The sequence below is a fragment of the Kitasatospora sp. NPDC127121 genome (assembly GCF_042677305.1).
In the GTDB taxonomy this organism is placed as follows: domain Bacteria; phylum Actinomycetota; class Actinomycetes; order Streptomycetales; family Streptomycetaceae; genus Kitasatospora.
The window spans coordinates 1-18,444 of record NZ_JBHXTQ010000121.1 but is presented as its reverse complement, the minus strand read 5'-3'; the positions used below and the strand labels follow the sequence as shown (position 1 = coordinate 18,444).

Below are 18,444 nucleotides of genomic sequence, written 5' to 3'. Positions count from 1 at the left end.
ACCACACCCCCGGCCCCCCCCCCCCCCCCCGCGCCCGGGGGGCGGCGGGCGGACCCACACCCGCACCCACACCAGCCGCCCGGCTCCCGCCACGGCCACCCGCGCGAACGCCCTACAACTGCTGCGGCAGCCAGCCGTTCTGCACCGCCCGCATCCCGAACTCGAAACGACTGCGCGCACCCAGACGCTCCATCAGATCCGTCGCCACCCGCCGCGCCGTCCGCGACGACACCCCCAGCCGCTTGGCGATCGCCTCGTCCGTCAGCCCCTGCGCCAGCAACCGCACCACCGTCGCCTCCGGCGCACTGAGCCCGCCCTCGTCCCGCACCGCCGACGGCCCCAACTCCCGCGCCTGGCCCCACACGTGCTCGAACAGCGCACACAGTGCCACCAGCGTCCCGTGACCGGTCAGCACGACCGCCCCCGCCCGGGTGTCCTCCCCGCTGACCGGGATCAGCGCCGTCGCCCGATCGAAGATGATCATCCGGGTCGGCAGCTCCGGCGCCGTCCGCACCTCCCCGCCCAGCTCCGCCAACCAGCCCACATACGCCACCGTCGGCTGGCTGTTGCGCACACTGTCCAGGTACACCGTCCGCATCCGCACCCCCCGGCCCAGCAGATCCCGGTCATGCGGCCGGGACGCCTCGATGCTCTCCGGAGAATGCCCGCCACCCGGCGCGAACGTCATGATCTCCGCCGTCAGACCACGGGCCAGCGAAGCGATCCGGTCCCGGATCTGGTCCAGGCCCACCAACTGCTCCACCCCCGCGTGCGAGGCGGCCGGCCGCAGATCCGCGTACTCCGCGATCAACTGCGCAGCCGCCGCCCGGGACGCCTCGATCCGCAGCTGCTGCGCCGCCAGATCAGCCTGCTGACGGGCCATCAGCAACTCCATGCCGACCTGCGGCGACACCGCACGCAGCTCGCCCTCCCGCTCGTAGGAGGGCCGGATCAGCGCCAGCTCGCTCAGCAGGTCCAGACAGCGCCGGACCTCCTCCTCGCTGCGCCCGAGCCGCTCCGCCAGCGCCCGCACCCCGTCGCCGGGATGCGCGAGCATGCTGCGGTAGACGCTCTCCGACACGGCATCCAGCCCGAGTGCGGTCAGCATGCCTCGTTACCCCCCGGTGTGTAAGGCCTGAATCGCCAATCGCTGCGTACGCGATCATCGCACGCGAGTGCGAGAGGGGGCCAGCAAGGGCCCTTGGACGGTTCCGGACACCGCCGGAACCGTCCAGGTTGATCCTCTATGCCGGGATGTCGACGGTTCGGCAGAGTCCGTTCCATGTACCTGATTCACGCCGAGATCCAGGCCCCGGTCCCGGCCCCGGCAGCGGCGCTCGCGCCCGACACCGCCGGGGCGCTGCTGGCGAGCGCGCGGCCCCAGGAGCGCATCGAACACGTCGCCGTGCACGAGGGCGCCGGCCCCGGCGCCGTCCTCGGCGTCTACCTGGTCGCCGGCCGGCTGAGCGCCGCCGAGACCGTCGTCGACACGTTCTGCCGGCGCGCGGTCGAGACCGTCCCCGCGCTGCACGGCTGGACGCTCACCCGCGTCGGAGCCCCGCTCGTCGCGCCGTTCTACGAGCGCCTGCTGGACTGATCCGGCCCGGCTGGACGGATCCGGACGCTGCCGCTTCCGTCCACCGGAGAGCCCTTCCACCCGCCCTGAACTGCGACGAAGCTAGTACTCGCCAGCAGGGCCCACCGCCCGGAGGCAAACCGGCCGAGCGTCTACCGCGGGACGCGACACCGGACCCACCGTCACCCGCCCAGTTCTCGAAAGAGGTCCACCCCCATGCTTCGCACCCCGCTCGCCAAGGCCGCCGCGGTCGCCGCCCTCGCCCTCGCCGCCGTCCTGCCGATCGCCGGCCAGGCCTCGGCCAACACCATCTGGGACGGCCCCACCCCCGCCCCGGCCGCCACGACGGCGAACACCATCTGGGACGGCCCCGCGCCGGTCACCACCCCCGCGCCGGTCACCGTCACCCCGGCCAACACCATCTGGGACTGACCCGCCCCGCGCCGGCCACTTCCGTGAACACCATCCGGGACTGACCCGCCCCGCCGTCGCCCGAGGCCACCCGACCGCTGCTCCTGCAGGGCAGCCGTCCGCCTCCCTCCGGGCCACGCCCCTCGACTTCCCGCGCCCGCACCGGGCGCCCACCGCCGCTCTCACACCGTCAGGACGCGTCGTCATGCCCTCCGCGCTCTCCAAGCTCGCCCGCATCACCCTCGCCGCCTCCATCGCCGCCTCCGGCGCGATAGCCGCCACGGCCGTCACCACCACCGCGGCCCACGCCGCCGCCTCGTCCACCGTCGGCGGCCAGATCACCCGGTCGGAGATCCTTTCCCGCGCCCAGTACTGGTTCAACCAGAACCCGGGCCTCACCTACAACCAGGGCGCGACCTTCCCCGACTCCAGCGGCCGCTACTACCGCAAGGACTGCTCCGGCTACGTCTCCATGGCCTGGCACCTGGGCTACAGCGCCACCACCCAGTCCATCGCCACCGACGAGAGCTACGAGATCCCGCGCAGCGACCTGCGCCCCGGGGACGTCCTCAACAGCTTCTACGACCACGTCCTGCTCTTCGAGAAGTGGGACGACCCCGGCCACACCACCTTCTCCTACTACTCCTTCGGCTCCACCCCGGTGAAGCACATCACCGGCGCCTCCATCAACGCCGCGAAGTTCGACTCGCACCCCAACGGCGACTACAAGGCGCGGCGCTACAAGAACGTCGTCGAGGACGTCAGCACCTCCCCGTCCTCGCTGCCCTCCGGCACCCTGGTCAAGTCCCCGAACGGCGCCTCGGTCAAGGTCATCATCAACGGCGCGGGCCTGCCGGTCGCCGGCTCCGACGTCGCCCCCGACGGCTACGACCTGAGCAAGATCGTCCAGGTCGACGACGGCGCCTTCAACGCCCTGCCCACCGTGCCGCCGCCCGGCACCGTGGTCCACGACCAGGCCGGCGGTTCCTCCCGCTACGTCGTGGTCGGCGGCGCGGCGCTGGTCATCTCCGGCTCGGACTGGACCGCCGACGGCTACAACACCCGCGCCGACATGGGCGTCCCGTCCAGCTGGCTGCAGGGCGCGATCAACACCAGCCCGGCCACCGGACTCGTCGTGATGGACCAGTCCGGCACCGACGCCGGCCGCTACGTCGTCGTCAACGGCACCGCCATGCACATCTCCGCCGCCGAGTGGACCGCCGACGGCTACAACACCCAGTCCCTGATGGGCGTGCCCAGCGACTGGCTGAAGGCCGCCATCGCCAAGCCCATGCCCAACGGCACCGTCCTGATGGACCAGTCCGGCACCGACCCCAGCCGCTACGTCGTCGTCGGCGGCGCCGCCCTGCCCATCTCCGCCTCCGAGTGGACCGCCGACGGCTACAACCTCCAGTCCCTGATGGGCGTGCCCGGCGAGTGGCTCAACACCACGGCGAGGAAGACCGTCCCGGACGGCACCCTGATCAAGGGCCAGGCCGGCACCGACCCGTCGATCTACGTGATGGTCAACAACTCCGCGCTGCCGATGACCAGCGCCGAGTTCACCACCACCTACGCCAACCAGCCGGTCCTGGGCGTCCCGGAGGCATGGGAGGCCGCCGAGGTCGCCCGCCCGCTCGCCAACGGCACCCTGATCACCAACGCCGCCGGCACCGACTCGACCGTCTACGTGATGGCCGGCGGCCTGGCCGTCCCGCTCACCTACGCCGACTTCACCGGCTACGGCTACGACAAGCTGCCGCTGCGCGGCGCCCCCGGCAGCTGGGAGCAGGCGGCCGCCGCCAAGAGCGCCCCCGCCGACGGCACCCTGCTGCAGTCCTCCGACGGCCCCACCGTCTGGCAGGTCGTCAACGGCGGCGGCAAGAAGGCGGCCGCGCCCGGCTCCTACAACGCCGCCGACGTGGTGAAGGTCCCGACCGCGCTGACCGCCAAGCTCCCCACCGTCGCCTGACGCGCCCACCCCGCCAGGGCGGCCCGGCCACCGCCGGCCGGGCCGCCCGGCACCCGCACACCTGCTCGCACACCCGCCAACCCGTACCTGCCCAGGGGGAATTCCGTCATGACCGCCGCCGCCCGCAAGACACCGGCCCTCGCCGCCGCCACCGCCCTGCTCGCCCTCGCCGCCCCGCTCGCCCTCGGCGGCCAGGCCTCCGCGGCCTCGGTGTCCACCTGGGACAAGGTCGCCCAGTGCGAGAGCGGCGGCAACTGGAGCATCAACACCAACAACGGCTACTACGGCGGCCTCCAGTTCTCCCAGAGCACCTGGCTCGCCTACGGCGGCAGCCAGTACGCCCCCTACGCCAACCGGGCGACCAAGCAGCAGCAGATCCTGATAGCCGAGAAGGTCCTCGCCGGGCAGGGCCAGGGCGCCTGGCCGGTCTGCGGCCCGGGGGCCAACCTGGGCGCCGACCACGCCAACCCCTACCCGGCCGGCACCTCCTACCCCGACCCGGCGTCGCTGCCCACCGGCACGCTCGTCAAGTCGCCCAACGGCGCCTCGGTCAAGGTCCTGATCAGCGGCGCGGGCCTGCCCGTCGCCGGCTCCGACGTCGCCCCCGACGGCTACGACCTGAGCAAGATCGTCCTGGTGGACGACGCCCGCTTCAACGCCCTGCCCACCACCCCGCCCGAGGGCACCGTCGTCCACGACCAGGCCGGCGGCAACGCCCGCTACGTCGTCGTCGCCGGCGCGGCGCTGCCCATCTCCGGCGCGGACTGGACGGCGGCCGGCTACAACACCCGCCCCGACATGGGCGTCCCCACCGCCTGGCTGCAGAACGCGCTCACCAACACCCTCCCGACCGGCCTCGTCGTCCACGACCAGGCCGGCGGCAACGCCCGCTACGTCGTCGTCTCCGGCGCCGCCCTGCCCATCTCCGGCGCCGAGTGGACCGCCGACGGCTACAACACCCGCGCCGACATGGGCGTCCCCGGCGCCTGGCTCGCCTCCGCCACCCAGGCCACCGTCCCGAACGGCACCGTCGTCAACGGCCAGGCCGGCACCGACCCGTCGATGTACGTCATGGTCAACGGCACCGCCCTGCCCATCTCCGGCAGCGAGTGGACCGCCGACGGCTACAACACCAAGACCCTGATGGGCGTGCCCGAGGCCTGGCTGCAGGGCGCCGTCGCCAAGCCCCTGAAGAACGGCACGGTCCTCACCGACGCCGCCGGCACCAACTCCACCGTCTACGTGATGGCCGGCGGCCTGGCGGTCTCCCTGACCTACGCCGACTTCACCGCCATGGGCTACGACAAGCAGCCGCTCATGGGCGTCCCCGGCACCTGGCTGGGCGGGGCCGCCGCCAAGAGCGCCCCCACCGACGGCACCCTGCTGCTCTCGCCCGACAGTTCCACCGTCTGGCTGGTCGCGGGCGGCGGCAAGAAGGCCCTCACCGCAGGCGACTTCGGCCCCGGCAAGTACAGCCTCGCCGACGTGGTCAACGTCCCGACCGCGCTGACCGCCAAGCTCCCGACCACCACCGCGTAACCCCGGCCCCCGACCACCCCCGAGCCGCCCGGCCACACCCGCCGGGCGGCTCGGACGTGTGCCGCCGCCGCGCCGCGTGCCGTGCTCGCCCCCTGCGGTCGGAGGGGCGGCTCCGCACCGGCGCGGAATCGTCCGTGCACGCCCCGCCCGGCTCTGCCGCGAGCCCGCAGTGCCCCCCGCGCCCCGTGGCATCCGCCGGGGCACCGGCGCGTCGACGCCGGCGGGCGCGGGCCGACCCCCTTGACTTGGGGGGCGGGGCGCCCCGGACCGGTTCCGCCGTGTGTGCGCCCCGCGCCCGCCGGTTCGGAGAGGACGGCCTTGAAGGTTCTGACGCACAACGTGATGTTCCTGTCCGGGCTGACGCAGAAGAGCGAGGGCGACTGGAACAACGCGGCGCGCTCACGGCTGATCGCCGAGTCCGCGTACGTCGCGGACCACGACGTGCTGGTCTTCCAGGAACTCTTCGACCCCGGCCCCTCCGAGGAGTTGATGCAGGGCCTGGAGGGCCGGGGGTACCGCCACCGCACGCCGGTGGTCGGAGTGGACGAGTCGGGCTGGGCCGCCACGCACGGCCGGCAGATCTCCCCGCTGCACGCCCGCGGCGGGGTCGCGATCGTCAGCCGGTGGCCCATCCTGCGGATGGAGCAGTACGTCCACGACGTGGCCTGCGGCTGGGACGCCGAGGCCGCCAAGGGCTTCGCCTACGCCGTACTGGAGGTCGACGGCCGGCGCGTGCACGTGGTGGGCACCCACCTGCAGTCCGACGACGGCGCGTGCCCGACCGGCCGGGCGAGGATCATGCGCCGCTCCCAGCTGCGCGACATCGACGTCTTCCTGACGGACCGCCGGATCCCGGCGCACGAGCCGGTGATCGTCGCCGGGGACTTCAACACCGACCGCCACTCGCCCGACTTCCAGGACGTCCTGGGCTTCGGGAACCTCCAGGAGGCGGGCCCCCGGACCGGCTGGAAGTACTCCTTCGACACCATCGCCAACGACGCCGCCCTGCAACGCCACCCGGCCGACCCCGCCGAGGACACGGACCACGTCCTGCTCCGCAAGGGCCACGCCCCGCCGTGCGACGCCTGGACGAGCGAGGTCCTGAAGACCGCCTCGCCGACCTGGGAGGCGGGCGGCCGGGCCTTCACCGACTACAGCGACCACTACCCGGTGACCGCGGGCCGCTGAGCCCGGGCCCTGGGGCGGTCGCCCGGCAAGCGCGAGTCGTCCGACAGGAGGAGCGGATATGAGCTATTCGGCACCACAGCAGTTCGGCGAACTCACCTTCGTCTTCAGCACCGGCGAGACGAGACCGCCCGAGGGCTACCACGCCCTGTGCAGCGTCATCCCCGACAACGCCCCGATGACCTGGGTGCGGGGGAGCACCGGCGGCTCGGCCGCGCTGGCCGAGCCCAAGGAGTGGCGCAAGGTCACCGACTCCGACGGGGTGCTGCGCGGCCTGGTGCCGGTGGCCCCTCCCGGGTACCGGGCGCTGAGCGCGCTGTGGTCCTCGGACACGGTCCACGGGCCCCGTGACGTCCTGCGCGACCTCGGCGGCGCGGCCTTCGTCGCCCAGGGCGACCTGCGCTGCGTGAAGGAGGAGATCGGCGGACGCCCCTACGTGGCCGTCGGCGCCTGGCGCGGGCGCGGCGGGCTGGAGATCCCCGAGACCGTCCGCCCCGAGACGATCCCCGGCGGCACGGGCTGCCTGCTGACCCCCGGCATCGCGACCTGGATCTCCTACTTCGACGGCGACTACGAGGGGGAGGACCCAGGCGACGTCCACGTGCTGGACGTGCCGATGCGGCAGGTCCGGCAGGGGACGGCGCAGGGCCCGGCCGTCACGGACGGAGGCGACGCGCCCGAGCGGACCGAGCCCGTCGTCGACCGGGAGGTGGTCCTCCCGTGCACCGCCGTCCTCGACCGGGGCGCGTCCACGGAGTGGATCCTGCGCAACTCGCCGACGTACACGGTGCGGCGCCAGCGGTTCTACACCCGGGTCGCGGTCACCGACCTGCGGGAGGACCCGGGCCCGGGCACGGTCGGCGCCACCGTCCCGTGGGGGGTGGACGAGGCGCAGTCGCAGGCCTGCCGCGAAGCCGTCGGCCTGTCCGTGGGGTTCGAGGCGGGCGTCGAGATCGAGGGCCACGGCGCCAGGGCGGCCGCGTCCCTCAGCCGCGAACTCGGCTACGACAGCACGCGTTTCGTCACCGCCATGACCCGGGAACGGCAGGAGGTCCGCGCCCCCGCGCCGGGCCTGCACCTCACCGCGCTGTACGTGGAGAGCCACCGCATCGAGGTCGTCCGCAACGACCCGGACCACACGCCCCCCTCGGACCGGGCGGGCCTGACGTTCAACGCCCACGCGTCCTGGACGGCTCCCACCCACCCGCCGCGCCACTGAGGGGCCGGCGCCGCCGGCCGCTGCACCCCGATTAACGCCGTCACCACTCTGTTGACTGTTCATCAGATCTTGCGAACTCGTGGTCGTCGGCTGGTTGGGCCGGACGGGCGGTGGCTACGCTCGGCCGTGTCGTCCGATGGGGGGCGGCACCCGTCGCGTGCCGCGCGCGCCCGGCCGTCATGGCCCTCGGGCGTCGCAGCGGAGTACGCGCGGGCGGTTCCCACGGGAGTGGATCATGAGCTCTGTTGGTCGCAAGACCGTCGCGGTGATGGCCGCGGCCTTGGCCTCGCTGGGTGCGGGGAGCGCGGTCACCGCGTCCGCGGCCGCCTCGTCGGCCCCGTCGTGCAGCGGGGCGGCGGAGTGCCCCAGCCTCAAGCCGACCAGGCTCACGACCAGCCAGGCGAGCCTGAACGTCACCCAGATGCAGCTGGAGAACATCCACGCGATGGCCTCCGACGCGGTGACCGGGGAGCCCATCCGCGGCGCGCGGATCGTGTTCGCCACCGTGGGCGGCCGGACGCTGGGCGCGGCCTACACCGACTACGACGGCATCGCCGCGATCACCGCCCCCGAGAACCTGGGCCCCGGCACCTTGCAGGAACTGCTGGGCGGCTACGAGGCCGCGATGGTCGGCGACGGCGTCCACGCCCCGGCCGGCGCGCACGGGGCCATCACCATCGGCACCGACCAGGGCCCCGGCGTCCCGGGCAGCCCGTGTGCCGTGTGCAGCGACCGCGGGCTCAAGCAGGACGTGGTCCCGGTGGACTGGAGCCGGTAGGGGCGCGGGTGCGGCACCGGCCGATGCGGCACCGGGCGTGAGCGCGTTCGAGGCCGCGTGACGACGAGAGGGCGGGAGACCATGACAGGGCCGGACACCGCGACGGAGCAGCCGTCGCCGGTGAGCACGGACGCGATCTGGCGGCTCCCGGTGACGGTCTGCCGCATCACCGGGCTCCTGGGCGAGCGGACGGCCGGCGCCCTGCTGGCACGCGCCGTCGCCGTCGCCTCCGCAGGCGAGGCGTTGCAGCCCTCCCTGATCGGGGACCGGGAGCTGGCCCCCGACTTCCGCCGCTCCCGCTCGTGCCGGGAGTTCGCCGCACCCGAACTGCTGGCGGCCATCGACGAGGTGCTGGAGGCGGTCGAGCACACCCTGGGCGTGTCCTGCCGCGACACCGAGCCCGACTACACCCTCAACGTGCACAACGACGGCGACTTCTACCGGCCGCACCAGGACACCAGCGCCGAGTTCTCCCCCCGGCGCCTGCTCACCTTCGTTTACTACCTGCACGGAACGCCCCGGCCGTTCGGCGGCGGCGAGCTGCGCGTGTTCGACGCCGCCCTGCCGCTGTACGGCGGGACGACGGGGGAGTGGGAGAAGCGCACCTGGCGGGACTGGGAGCCCGAGCACGACAGCATCGTGTTCTTCCGCCCCACCGCCTGGCACGAGGTGCGCCCGGTGAGCTGTCCGAGCCGGCAGGCCGAGGACAGCCGCTTCGCCGTCAACGGCTGGCTGTGCAGCCCCGATCCGGCGAACGGGGCGAGTGGGGCGAGCGGGGTGCGCTGACGCTCAGTCCTTCAGCATCACCAGCGGCAGTCCGCTGCCGTCCCAGGCGCGGCGCGTCTCGTCGGCCCGGTAGCGGTCGGCTTCCAGGTCGGCGGCGAAGGCCTCCAGGAACTCCCGCAGGCCGGCGGCCTCGTAGCCGGCCCGCCAGCCCTCGTGCGACCAGTCGATGATCTGGCCGCGGCGCTGCGGGGTGGGCGGGTCCAGGTCGATGCAGATCACGTCGCCGTTGCCGATGGAGATGAAGGGGATCCATCCGGCGGACCAGGCGACGTCCCGGCGGATCACGCCGTCCTCCGCCCGCTCGTCCCAGGGCGGGTCCCCGGCGTCGACGGACCGCTCGCGCCAGTCGTCCACCATCGCGTCGAGCGGGTGGAGCGCGGTGTGCAGACCGATCAGGACCCCCGGCAGGCCGTCGTGGCAGCGGTAGGACTCCCGGACGTCCGGCGGGAGTTGCACCCCCATCGCGGCCTCCGCCGCCCGGATCTGCCCGTCGGTGGCGCCGGGCGGCATCGCGGCCGCCACCTCCGGGGCGATCCGTTCCAGCGCGGCCTCGATCCGCGCCCACAGCTGCTGCATCGGGAAGCCCCCTTCGTCGTGTCGAGTGATCGAGTCGAGGACCGGAACGTAGCACCGGCCACCGACAGTCATCAGTCATCGGGCGGTGCCAGGGCTCCTGTCAGAGCCACCTGGTAGGAAGGGGCTGATCGTCAGCCGACCGGCCGTCGATGCGTGGTCACCGTAGGAGGTCCGGATGTCCGTGGAAGACACTCCCGTGCGGGAGGACGTCATGACGGCCGGGGCGGCCCTGCGGATCTACCCCGATCCGGCGGACGTCTTCGTCGCCGACCAGGCCGAGTTGGCCCGGCACCTGCACCCGCTGGTCTCGATCGACCTGGCCCAGGTCAACCCGGCCTGGCACGGGTGGATCCACCTGCTGAGCCCGCTGGAGCCGTCGGAGGGCTGTATCGGCGACCACACCTCGGCCTTCCACACGGGGCTCCAGGCGTCCAACTGGCTCGGCTTCACGCTGGAGGGCGACCGCTTCCGCCTGGCCGGTGACCTGCGCTACTTCGCCCGGGCGGCGGGCCCGGGCGAAGTCCCCGATCCCTGGCCGGGGTTCCACGCCGACCTCGCCGAGCACTGCGAACGCCAGGAGCGCAGCTACCGGGCGCACCGCGACAGCTTCCGCCGCGAGGGCCGGCTCGTCCACCTCGGCGACGACGGCCTGCCGTACCCCGGCAGTGCCGGCGAGATGGCGCTCCTTGACCAGCTCGGCGGCTACGCCGACTCCGCCGGCAACTGGATCGAGACCGATGTGTTCCCGCTCGACTACGACGGCGACCGCACCTGGCCGGTCGGCCCGTCCGGCCGCCGCTTCGAGTTCGTGGCGGCGGTGCCCGGCTGGCACTACCGCAGCAGCGGCGCCGACTGGATCATGCTGTTCTTCGAACCCGTCGACCGGCTGGCCCTGTTGACCTTCGACTGGAGCTGAGGCGCGGCGATGCCACCGGAGGAGCGGCAGGGCGGTCAGGGCGGTCAGGGTGCGGCAGGCGCCCGAGCGGCCGCGCAGGACTTCTTCGACGAGATGCGCCGGTGGGAGGAGTGGATGGCCTCCTGCCGGCACGACACCACGGGCGGCGAGCAACTGGCGGCGGTGAAGGAGGTGTTCGCCAGGCATCTGGCGGCCAGGGCGCTGGCCCGGCACCAGTCGCGCTACGACCTGCTGTGCTTCGGCACGCCGCCGGAGTTCGAGGCGCCGATCCTGCGCGTCGAACAGGAGTCGCCGGTCAGGTGCTGGGTGTACGTACCGGAAGGGCTGATCGGCGGCGAGGCCCGCTACGCGATGGTGCGCGAGGGCGGTGCGTGGAAGGCCGCGTTCAAGGAGGCCGACATCGCCCTGACGGGCCGGTGGAAGCGGTGGCTGGATCTCTGACACCCGGGCCGGGCCGACCGCTCCGGGCCGACCGCTCCGGGCCGACGGCTCCGGGCCGGTCAGGCGCGGCAGCGCAGCAGTTCCAGCGGCGGGCTGGCGAGGAGGTCCGCCCAGAAGTCCTCGCCGAATTCGCGCAGGCCGGCTTCGGACACCTGGAGTGGGACCCACTCGGCGTCGCCGAACCCGGCGGCCCGCAGGCACTCCTCGTAGACCTCGCGGCGCGGGGCCGCGCCCACGATGCTGATCGGCTGCGGGTCGAGGAGGGCGGTGATCCGCACCTGCGGGCCCGTCTCGATCTCCTCGCCGGTCGGCTCGCAGCGGAACCCGTATTTGTCCAGGGAGGGGCAGTCGAAGCGGTAGTCGGGTTTCTGGGCGAGTGCGAAGAACTCCCCGCCCGGTACCAGGCTCCGGTGGATGTTGCGGCACATCCGCTCCATCGCCGCGACGTCCTCGGCGTAGTTGAGGCACTGCACTCCCAGTGCGATGTCGAAGTGACGGTCGAGGGGCCGCAGTTCGGCCACGTCGCCGACCTCGTAGCGCACGCCCAGCGGGTCGCGCTGCTCGATCGTGCGCGCGGCGGCGACCATCTCGGCGGAGATGTCGACGCCGAGGACGTCGGTGGCGCCGCGCCGCTTGAACTCCCTGCTGTAGAAGCCGGTGCCGCACGCCAGGTCGAGGACCGACCGGCCGGCCACGTCCCCGACCAGGCCCAGGAAGCTCGGCACCTCCCCGTAGCGGATCAACGGCAGGGACTTGAACCCCTCGAACGCCTCGCCGATCCCGTCGTACTGCTGCACGCCCACGTGCCGCCCCTCCTGTGTGTCGCCCGCCGGGTCGCGGCCGTGGCGGAAAGTCTCCTCCGCCCCGCCGGGCCGCCGTACTGGCAGATGACACAAAGAAGTTGGTCGGTGGCGGCGGCTCGGGGTGCGCACCCTCCTATCGCCCGACACCACTCTTCGGGGGGCGGGGAAACGCCGTCGAAGGTCCATTCGGGTGACGTCCCGCGTCCTCGCGCGTCCGAACGGCCACACTGGCAGCGCTGAGGAAGCCCGCCGTTCAAAGGAGACGAGTCCGTGAAGAGCCTCGGAAGGACGCTGGTCACCGTCGGTGCCGCTGCGGTTCTGTGCATCGCGGTCCCGGCCAACGCCCAAGCCGCGGAGGGGACTTTCACCTACATCAGCAACAACCAGGAGCACACGCTGGAGAACCCCGAGGGTGACCGCTGCTACGACCTCGGCCGCCGCGTCGCCGAGCTGTACAACGACACCGACGCGGAGGCGGCCGTCTTCCTCGGCGCCGGTTGCCGGGACGAGATCGGGACCATCAGGTCGGGTGGTTCGAGCATCCGACGCGGCATCGGCTCGGTCAGTTTCACCGACGACGAGTAGTCGGCGCACCCGGCGGTGGGGCGGCCCGGCCGTCCGACGTGATCGTGAAGGGCTCGGACCAGTTGCCGGAATCACCGGACAGGACGACCCGGTAGTCGTCTCCAGGGGGGACGTCCGGCACGGTCACCTCCATCCGTCCCAGCAGGATGTCGAAGTCACGGGCGAGGACGCGGTCGAGGAGGGTGACGCTGCCCGCGCGCAAGGTGATGGACCCCGTGCGGTTGGTGATCTGCGCCGGCGGATCCGAGACGTCCCAGGTGACTTCGACCCGCTCGCCGACCCGCCAGAGCGCCCCCGCCCGAGGGGAGAGAATGCGCGGCACGTAGACGTCGCGTCGGGACGTGCGCTCGGCGGAGTGGGCGGCCACCGCCAGGCCGGCGGCCTGCGCCTGGGCCGGCACCGTGGCGAGCAGGCTCGGCATGGCGGCGGCGGCCAGTGCCACCATGCCCAGGACGGGGCCGTTCCAGATCCTCATGGCCCCAGTGTCTCGGTTCGGCCCCCGACGAGCGCACGGACGGGCGCCCCTTCCCTCGATCGGGGGAACGGCCGTCGGTGACGGACGGCCCGTGAGGGGGGCGTGGCCCGGGGCCTGAGGGCGGCAAGCGGCCCGTCAGCCGCGTGACGGGGTGTGAGGTGCGGGCGTCACGGCTCCTTTTTCGGTGCGGGTCGGTCGCCTACGGTGGGTCACCCCGAAGACGAGGAGCGGAGGTTCCCTGTGGCGGACGAGGCGACGACGCAGTACCGCAGCTATGCCTGGGAGGACGAGCACGGCGTCAAGTACGTGGCCGCCTACCCGGGCGACGAGGAGGCCGACGAGGAGCGCAAGGCCGAGCTGCGGGCGTTGGGCGCCCGCGTGTCGGCGGACCTGGTGGCCGAACAGGAGGCCGAGCGGGAAGCCGAGCGGCGCAGGGCCGGGCGAGGGGCCGGGCGTGCGGGGCCGGCGCTGCGGCTGATCCGTGGTGAGGGTTCGTCCTGAGTGCGTGACCGGGCCCGCCGGTCCGCAGGGCGCGGACGGGCGGGCCCGCTTCAGGCCGGGCCGTCGGGGGTGTGGTCGAAGGTGTGGGCGCGGTGCCGGGCGAGGTCGCTGAAGGAGCGGGCGGCGGCGCTCTGGTAGGCGGTGTCCCGGCGGAGCAGGGCGACGGCGCGCGAGGGGAGCGGCGGGTCGACCGGGACGGAGCGCAGGTGGGGGTGTTCGCGGGTGGTGGCGTCGGGTAGCACGGTGGCGAGGCTGGTGCGTTGGACGATCGCGACGAGCGCGCTGACGGAATTGGCCTCGATGGCGATCCGCGGCCGGACCCGGTGGTCGGAGAGGAACCGGTCGATGTGCTGACGGGTCGCGAAGTCGCCGCTGAGCAGGGCGAGTTGCTGGTCGCCCAGTGCGCGGACCGGGAGCGGGCCCGAGTGGGCCGCGTACGGGTGGTCGGAGGCGACGACGAGGCCGAGGTGCTCGGTGAACAGGGTGGTGGCGGTGACGGCCGGCAGGTGCGCTCCGCCGAAGGCGATGCCGAGGTCGAGCTGGTCGGCGGCCAGCTCGGACTCGATGCGTTCCTGTGCCATCTCGCGGACGTCCAGGCTGATCCCGGGGTGGCGCGCGTGGAAGTCCCCGATGAGGGGCCCGGTCAGGTAGGCGGTGAAGGTCGGGGTCACGGCCAGGCGCAGGGTGCCGCGTGAGAGGTCCTTGACGTCCCGCACCGCGCGCTCGGCCGCCGCGAGGTCGCGCAGGGCCCGGCGCGCGTAGTGGGCGTAGGCCTGGCCGGCGTCGGTGAGGCGCACGGTGCGCCCGGAGCGGTCGAGGAGCTGCACGTGCAGAGAGCTCTCCAGCTGCTTGATCTGCTGCGAGAGGGTCGGCTGCGAGACGTGCAGGGCTTCGGCGGCGCGGGTGAAGTTGGCGTGCTCGGCCACGGCGAGCAGGTACCGGAGGTGGCGCAGTTCCATGAGCCAACTATAGGCAGCACTGATGGCAATGATGGCTACCACGTCTTGGACGCTATAGGGCCAGGTCATGCATCGTTGAGGTCATCGACAGGCACCAACGGTCGTCGAAGAAGGAGTGACCTCATGAACGAGATGGCGCAGGGTTTCCAGCGGTTCAGCCGGGAGGTGTTCCCGGCCCGGGCGGCACTGTTCAAGAGGCTCGCCACCACCCATCAGCCGACCGCGCTGTTCATCGGCTGCTCGGACGCCCGGGTCGTGCCGGAGCTGATCACCCAGACCGATCCGGGCGAGCTGTTCGTCATCCGCACCGCCGGCAACCTCGTGCCCCCGTACACCCGGGGCGCGGACGGTGTCGCGGCGAGCATCGAGTACGCGATCGGCGTGCTCGGGGTCACGGACGTGATCGTCTGCGGGCACTCCGCGTGCGGTGCGATGACCGCCCTCGCCTCCGGCGGCGACCTCACCGGCCTGCCCGCCGTCGCCACCTGGCTGCACCACGCGGACGTCGCCAAGGCCCGCACCGACGCGGGCGAGCACCCGGCCGGCGCGGAGCGGGTCGCCGCCCTGGTGAAGGACAACGTCCTCGCCCAGCTGGCCAACCTGAAGACCCACCCGTCGGTGGCCAAGGCCCTGGTGCAGGGCAGGGTGACCCTGCACGGCTGGGTCTACGACATCGGATCCGGCTCCGCCGAGACGCTCGACACCGACAGCGGACGGTTCGTCGCCCTGGCAGGCTGACCACCGCGTCCCCTCCGACCACTCCCTCCCACATCCCCAGACCAGGTCCGGGCACCCGCCCCGGACCCATCCCCGAAAGGCCCACCCCATGGTGCACGCGCAGTTCGACCAGACCGCCCGTCAGCAGCTCGCCTTGGAGGTCGTCGACGCCAAGATCCGCAAGGACCTCACCTGGCAGGAGCTCGCCGACACGACCGGCCTGTCCGTCGCCTTCGTCACCGCCGCCCTGCTCGGCCAGCACGCCCTGCCCGCCGACGCGGCCAAGGCCGTCGCCGAGCTCCTGGGCCTGGACGAGGACGCGGCCCGGCTGCTCCAGACCATCCCGCTGCGCGGCAGCATCCCCGGCGGCATCCCCACCGACCCGACCATCTACCGCTTCTACGAGATGCTCCAGGTCTACGGCACCACCCTCAAGGCCCTGGTCCACGAGCAGCTCGGCGACGGCATCATCAGCGCCATCAACTTCAAGCTCGACGTCAAGACCGTCGAGGACCCCGAGGGCGGCCACCGCGCCGTCATCACCCTGGACGGCAAGTACCTGCCCACCAAGCCGTTCTGACCCCCGCGCGGGCCGGGGCGGACCGACAGGCCCCCCGGCCCGCCGTCCCACCCCGGCCCGCCCCCGACCGGCAAGGAACCGCCACCGTGGACTTCGCTCAGCACACCATCGACCTCGCCCGCCGCAACGTCGCCGAAGGCGGGCGCCCGTTCGCCACCGTCATCGTCAAGGACGGCGAGATCCTCGCCGAGAGCCCGAACAAGGTCGCCCAGACCGGCGACCCCACCGCGCACGCCGAGATCCTCGCCATCCGCGACGCCTGCACGAGGCTCGGCACCGAGCACCTGACCGGCACCACCATCTACGTCCTCGCCCACCCCTGCCCGATGTGCCTGGGCTCGCTCTACTACTGCAGCCCCGACGAGGTCGTCTTCCTCACCACCCGCGACGACTACGAACCGCACTACGTCGACGACCGCAAGTACTTCGAACTCGCCACCTTCTACAGTGAGTTCGCCAAGAACTGGGACGAGCGCCGGCTGCCGATGCGCTACCTGCCCAGCGACGCGGCCATCGATGTCTACCGGGCGTGGCGCGAGCGCAACGGCGGCGAACGCCGCGTCGCCGGCGCGCCCGTCGCGGCCTGACGAGGGCGCACACGATGCCCGAGCCGATCGAGAAGGCCGCGTGGATCCGGCTGGAGAACGGCCGGGCCCCCGCCGCCGCAGGTGAAGCACGGGGCATCCCGGTCGCGTCGGTGCCCGGGTCGATCAGGTCGCCGCAGTCAGCCTTTCGCCGAGAGGCGGGTCTCCCGGGCGTCGAACTCGCCGGTGCGGACGGCGATGACGAAGGCCTGCCAGGCGGCGGAGGGGAAGCAGAGGACGGGCCCGTCGGGGTCCTTGGAGTCTCGGACGGGCTGCACACCGGTGAAGCCGTCGGCGACCTCGATGCACTGACCGCCACTGCCGCTGTAGCTGCTCTTGCGCCAGGTGGTTGCCATCGCGGTTGCCTCCTGTGGGTGGAGTGGGAAGTCGGTGGGGATGACTTCCCACTCCGGCGTCGGGTTAGGCTTCCCGGCCGCCGCCCCCGGGCAGGGGCGGCGGCGCGCGGGTGGTGAGCTGGGGTGCGGGGTTGGCAACTCGCGCTGGTCGGGGCGTGCGTGCGCGTAGTGTCGGAAGCATGGCGAGCGATCATCTTGGGGATCGGGTCAAGCGGCTGCGGCGCTTGGCCGATCTGACGCAGGAGGGCCTGGCTGAGAAGTCGGGCGTGTCGGTGGATGTGGTTCGGAAGCTTGAGCAGTTGCGGAAGCATTCGGCGCGGCTTCCGACACTTCACGCGCTGGCCAAGGGGCTTGGCGTTGAACTGACTGCGCTTCTGGGCGATCCACCGGCGGTGCCGTCGACAGGTGATGCGGATCCGCCTGGCCTGGTCGCGGTGCGGCGGGCGATCATGCCGCCTTTGTTCACGCCGCTGCCGGTGGCGGACGGCGTGGAGAAGTTGTCGATTCCGCTGCTGCGTGGCGAGATCGCAGAGGCCTGGACCCTGTATCACGCGGCCGACTTCGGCAGGGTCATGGAGACATTGCCGGCGATAATCGCGGATGCCCGCCTCGCCGCGGCCGTGGGCCGCGGCGAGGATCGCCTGGCCGGTAATCATGCGCTCGGCAAGGCTCTCCAACTGGGCGGGCATCTCGCGATCCGTCTCGGGAAGACAGATCTCGGCCTGTCCAGTCTCGAACGGGCAATAGCGGCAGCGGACTCGGCGGAAGACCCGCTGCTGGGAGCGATGATCTGCAACTCGGTGGCCTGGGCGTATCAGCGCCAGAACCGGCTCGGCGACGCGCAGACGCTGGCCATCCACGCAGCGGACGGAGTGGAGAACGAGCACTCGTCGAAGGCGGAGGGGCTCAAGGTGTGGGGCGGACTGATCATGTCCGCAGCGACCAGCACGGCCCGAAGCGGCGACTATGACGGGGCATCCGAGATGATGCTGACCGCAGAGCAGGCGACCAGACGCCTTTCAAAGCTTCCTACCTCGGCCGACGGCCGCATGGTCAGCGTGTTCAACAGCTCCTCGGTGCGCATCGAGCGGGTTCGGCTCGCGGTCCAATTCGCCCGGCCGGAGGAAGCCTTGGGGCTCGCGAAGGGAATCCGGCTCAGCAACGACACCCCGGTGTCCTGGCGGACCTGGCTGCTCCTGGACGTAGCGCGCGCGTACACGGACATGGGGGACGCGGCGGGAGCGGTGTCGACCTTGGAGAAGCTCCAGCGAGTAGCGCCGGGCTGGATGCGGCACCACACCCTCGCCGTGGCCATCGTCTCCGACCTCTGGGCAGGTCCGGCGCGCCCGCCCGGCCTGAAGAGGCTTGCCCGCTCCCTGGGGCTGACTGACTAGTGCTGCTCTGCGGAAGTTCGTGGAGGGGTGTTGATCAGGCTGCTTTGAGTGGGGTGCCCTCGTAGGTCCAGCGGTAGGGCTTGGCGGTCTC

Annotated in this window: 22 protein-coding genes; 16 read left to right on the top strand and 6 right to left on the bottom strand. The window is 72.5% G+C overall.

What is annotated here, in order from left to right:
* Positions 1–112 precede the first annotated feature (112 nt).
* On the bottom strand, positions 113–1,108 hold the full coding sequence (locus ACFVHI_RS35280; RefSeq protein WP_063352933.1) for a helix-turn-helix transcriptional regulator: 996 nt from the start codon (positions 1,106–1,108) through the stop codon (positions 113–115).
* A 174-nt stretch (positions 1,109–1,282) separates the two neighbouring features.
* On the opposite strand from ACFVHI_RS35280, the gene ACFVHI_RS35275 reads away from it, so the two are divergent.
* The 8 genes from ACFVHI_RS35275 (at position 1,283) to ACFVHI_RS35240 (ending at position 9,466) form a co-directional block, all read left to right on the top strand.
* The gene (locus ACFVHI_RS35275; RefSeq protein WP_063352932.1) at positions 1,283–1,597 is read left to right on the top strand and encodes a hypothetical protein; all 315 of its coding nucleotides are present in this window, start codon (positions 1,283–1,285) and stop codon (positions 1,595–1,597) included.
* Positions 1,598–1,792: 195 nt separating this feature from the next.
* Positions 1,793–2,008, top strand: coding sequence for a hypothetical protein (locus tag ACFVHI_RS35270; RefSeq protein WP_063352931.1), 216 nt, complete (start codon positions 1,793–1,795; stop codon positions 2,006–2,008).
* A 184-nt stretch (positions 2,009–2,192) separates the two neighbouring features.
* Entirely contained in the window at positions 2,193–3,959 is a 1,767-nt protein-coding gene (locus ACFVHI_RS35265) for a hypothetical protein (protein WP_363378141.1), read from the top strand.
* Positions 3,960–4,067: 108 nt separating this feature from the next.
* Positions 4,068–5,498: a transglycosylase family protein gene (locus ACFVHI_RS35260; RefSeq protein ID WP_380346024.1), complete on the top strand. Its 1,431-nt coding sequence runs from the start codon at positions 4,068–4,070 to the stop codon at positions 5,496–5,498.
* Positions 5,499–5,816: 318 nt separating this feature from the next.
* Positions 5,817–6,686 (top strand): sphingomyelin phosphodiesterase, encoded by an 870-nt coding sequence (locus ACFVHI_RS35255; RefSeq protein WP_380346022.1) that lies wholly within the window; start codon positions 5,817–5,819, stop codon positions 6,684–6,686.
* Between the two features lie 58 nt (positions 6,687–6,744).
* Positions 6,745–7,902 (top strand): hypothetical protein, encoded by a 1,158-nt coding sequence (locus ACFVHI_RS35250; RefSeq protein ID WP_380346021.1) that lies wholly within the window; start codon positions 6,745–6,747, stop codon positions 7,900–7,902.
* Between the two features lie 235 nt (positions 7,903–8,137).
* A complete protein-coding gene (locus ACFVHI_RS35245; protein ID WP_063352926.1) occupies positions 8,138–8,680 on the top strand; it encodes a hypothetical protein in 543 nt (180 codons plus the stop codon).
* 81 nt (positions 8,681–8,761) lie between these two features.
* Positions 8,762–9,466 carry a 2OG-Fe(II) oxygenase gene (locus ACFVHI_RS35240; protein WP_380346019.1) on the top strand — a complete coding sequence of 235 codons (705 nt, stop codon included), beginning with the start codon at positions 8,762–8,764 and terminating at the stop codon, positions 9,464–9,466.
* Positions 9,467–9,469: 3 nt separating this feature from the next.
* Here the strand turns inward: ACFVHI_RS35240 and ACFVHI_RS35235 are convergent, their stop codons facing one another.
* Positions 9,470–10,042, bottom strand: coding sequence for an SMI1/KNR4 family protein (locus ACFVHI_RS35235; RefSeq protein WP_380346018.1), 573 nt, complete (start codon positions 10,040–10,042; stop codon positions 9,470–9,472).
* Between the two features lie 175 nt (positions 10,043–10,217).
* Here ACFVHI_RS35235 and ACFVHI_RS35230 point away from each other — a divergent pair, with 175 nt between their 5' ends.
* Positions 10,218–10,958, top strand: coding sequence for a hypothetical protein (locus ACFVHI_RS35230; RefSeq protein WP_380346017.1), 741 nt, complete (start codon positions 10,218–10,220; stop codon positions 10,956–10,958).
* 9 nt (positions 10,959–10,967) lie between these two features.
* Entirely contained in the window at positions 10,968–11,399 is a 432-nt protein-coding gene (locus ACFVHI_RS35225) for a hypothetical protein (protein WP_063352924.1), read from the top strand.
* 59 nt (positions 11,400–11,458) lie between these two features.
* On the opposite strand, the gene ACFVHI_RS35220 is transcribed toward ACFVHI_RS35225, so the two are convergent.
* Positions 11,459–12,202, bottom strand: a complete 744-nt coding sequence (locus ACFVHI_RS35220) for a class I SAM-dependent methyltransferase (protein ID WP_063352923.1) — start codon at positions 12,200–12,202, stop codon at positions 11,459–11,461.
* A 270-nt stretch (positions 12,203–12,472) separates the two neighbouring features.
* Between ACFVHI_RS35220 and ACFVHI_RS35215 the strand changes: the two genes are divergently transcribed.
* A complete protein-coding gene (locus ACFVHI_RS35215; RefSeq protein WP_063352922.1) occupies positions 12,473–12,787 on the top strand; it encodes a hypothetical protein in 315 nt (104 codons plus the stop codon).
* Here the strand turns inward: ACFVHI_RS35215 and ACFVHI_RS35210 are convergent.
* Positions 12,771–13,262, bottom strand: a complete 492-nt coding sequence (locus tag ACFVHI_RS35210; protein WP_063352921.1) for a Ser-Thr-rich GPI-anchored membrane family protein — start codon at positions 13,260–13,262, stop codon at positions 12,771–12,773. The two genes, ACFVHI_RS35215 and ACFVHI_RS35210, sit on opposite strands and share 17 nt — an antisense overlap.
* Before the next feature lie 240 nt (positions 13,263–13,502).
* Between ACFVHI_RS35210 and ACFVHI_RS35205 the strand changes: the two genes are divergently transcribed.
* Complete coding sequence (locus tag ACFVHI_RS35205) at positions 13,503–13,763, top strand: hypothetical protein (protein WP_063352920.1); 261 nt, start codon at positions 13,503–13,505, stop codon at positions 13,761–13,763.
* Between the two features lie 50 nt (positions 13,764–13,813).
* Here the strand turns inward: ACFVHI_RS35205 and cynR are convergent, their stop codons facing one another.
* A complete protein-coding gene (gene cynR, locus ACFVHI_RS35200; protein WP_063352919.1) occupies positions 13,814–14,722 on the bottom strand; it encodes a transcriptional regulator CynR in 909 nt (302 codons plus the stop codon).
* A gap of 123 nt (positions 14,723–14,845) precedes the next feature.
* Here cynR and ACFVHI_RS35195 point away from each other — a divergent pair, with 123 nt between their 5' ends.
* From ACFVHI_RS35195 to ACFVHI_RS35185, 3 genes are all read left to right on the top strand, one after another.
* Positions 14,846–15,460, top strand: coding sequence for a carbonic anhydrase (locus ACFVHI_RS35195; RefSeq protein WP_063352918.1), 615 nt, complete (start codon positions 14,846–14,848; stop codon positions 15,458–15,460).
* 88 nt (positions 15,461–15,548) lie between these two features.
* Positions 15,549–16,019: a cyanase gene (gene cynS, locus ACFVHI_RS35190; protein ID WP_380346013.1), complete on the top strand. Its 471-nt coding sequence runs from the start codon at positions 15,549–15,551 to the stop codon at positions 16,017–16,019.
* An 86-nt stretch (positions 16,020–16,105) separates the two neighbouring features.
* Positions 16,106–16,606, top strand: a complete 501-nt coding sequence (locus ACFVHI_RS35185) for a nucleoside deaminase (protein WP_063352916.1) — start codon at positions 16,106–16,108, stop codon at positions 16,604–16,606.
* A 137-nt stretch (positions 16,607–16,743) separates the two neighbouring features.
* On the opposite strand, the gene ACFVHI_RS35180 is transcribed toward ACFVHI_RS35185, so the two are convergent.
* Positions 16,744–16,959 carry a DUF397 domain-containing protein gene (locus ACFVHI_RS35180; protein ID WP_380346011.1) on the bottom strand — a complete coding sequence of 72 codons (216 nt, stop codon included), beginning with the start codon at positions 16,957–16,959 and terminating at the stop codon, positions 16,744–16,746.
* Between the two features lie 179 nt (positions 16,960–17,138).
* On the opposite strand from ACFVHI_RS35180, the gene ACFVHI_RS35175 reads away from it, so the two are divergent.
* Positions 17,139–18,353, top strand: coding sequence for a helix-turn-helix domain-containing protein (locus ACFVHI_RS35175; protein WP_380346009.1), 1,215 nt, complete (start codon positions 17,139–17,141; stop codon positions 18,351–18,353).
* The last annotated feature ends 91 nt before the right edge of the window (positions 18,354–18,444 follow it).

Excerpts from the sequence above, each read along its gene's own strand:
- ACFVHI_RS35235 (WP_380346018.1), bottom strand. The coding sequence starts at position 10,042 with ATGCAGCAGCTGTGGGCGCGGATCGAGGCCGCGCTGGAACGGATCGCC.
- ACFVHI_RS35195 (WP_063352918.1), top strand. The coding sequence starts at position 14,846 with ATGAACGAGATGGCGCAGGGTTTCCAGCGGTTCAGCCGGGAGGTGTTC.
- ACFVHI_RS35275 (WP_063352932.1), top strand. The coding sequence starts at position 1,283 with ATGTACCTGATTCACGCCGAGATCCAGGCCCCGGTCCCGGCCCCGGCA.
- ACFVHI_RS35245 (WP_063352926.1), top strand. The coding sequence starts at position 8,138 with ATGAGCTCTGTTGGTCGCAAGACCGTCGCGGTGATGGCCGCGGCCTTG.
- ACFVHI_RS35240 (WP_380346019.1), top strand. The coding sequence starts at position 8,762 with ATGACAGGGCCGGACACCGCGACGGAGCAGCCGTCGCCGGTGAGCACG.
- cynS (WP_380346013.1), top strand. The coding sequence starts at position 15,549 with ATGGTGCACGCGCAGTTCGACCAGACCGCCCGTCAGCAGCTCGCCTTG.
- ACFVHI_RS35175 (WP_380346009.1), top strand. The coding sequence starts at position 17,139 with ATGGCGAGCGATCATCTTGGGGATCGGGTCAAGCGGCTGCGGCGCTTG.
- ACFVHI_RS35210 (WP_063352921.1), bottom strand. The coding sequence starts at position 13,262 with ATGAGGATCTGGAACGGCCCCGTCCTGGGCATGGTGGCACTGGCCGCC.
- ACFVHI_RS35180 (WP_380346011.1), bottom strand. The coding sequence starts at position 16,959 with ATGGCAACCACCTGGCGCAAGAGCAGCTACAGCGGCAGTGGCGGTCAG.
- cynR (WP_063352919.1), bottom strand. The coding sequence starts at position 14,722 with ATGGAACTGCGCCACCTCCGGTACCTGCTCGCCGTGGCCGAGCACGCC.
- ACFVHI_RS35225 (WP_063352924.1), top strand. The coding sequence starts at position 10,968 with ATGCCACCGGAGGAGCGGCAGGGCGGTCAGGGCGGTCAGGGTGCGGCA.
- ACFVHI_RS35230 (WP_380346017.1), top strand. The coding sequence starts at position 10,218 with ATGTCCGTGGAAGACACTCCCGTGCGGGAGGACGTCATGACGGCCGGG.
- ACFVHI_RS35260 (WP_380346024.1), top strand. The coding sequence starts at position 4,068 with ATGACCGCCGCCGCCCGCAAGACACCGGCCCTCGCCGCCGCCACCGCC.
- ACFVHI_RS35270 (WP_063352931.1), top strand. The coding sequence starts at position 1,793 with ATGCTTCGCACCCCGCTCGCCAAGGCCGCCGCGGTCGCCGCCCTCGCC.
- ACFVHI_RS35250 (WP_380346021.1), top strand. The coding sequence starts at position 6,745 with ATGAGCTATTCGGCACCACAGCAGTTCGGCGAACTCACCTTCGTCTTC.
- ACFVHI_RS35265 (WP_363378141.1), top strand. The coding sequence starts at position 2,193 with ATGCCCTCCGCGCTCTCCAAGCTCGCCCGCATCACCCTCGCCGCCTCC.
- ACFVHI_RS35280 (WP_063352933.1), bottom strand. The coding sequence starts at position 1,108 with ATGCTGACCGCACTCGGGCTGGATGCCGTGTCGGAGAGCGTCTACCGC.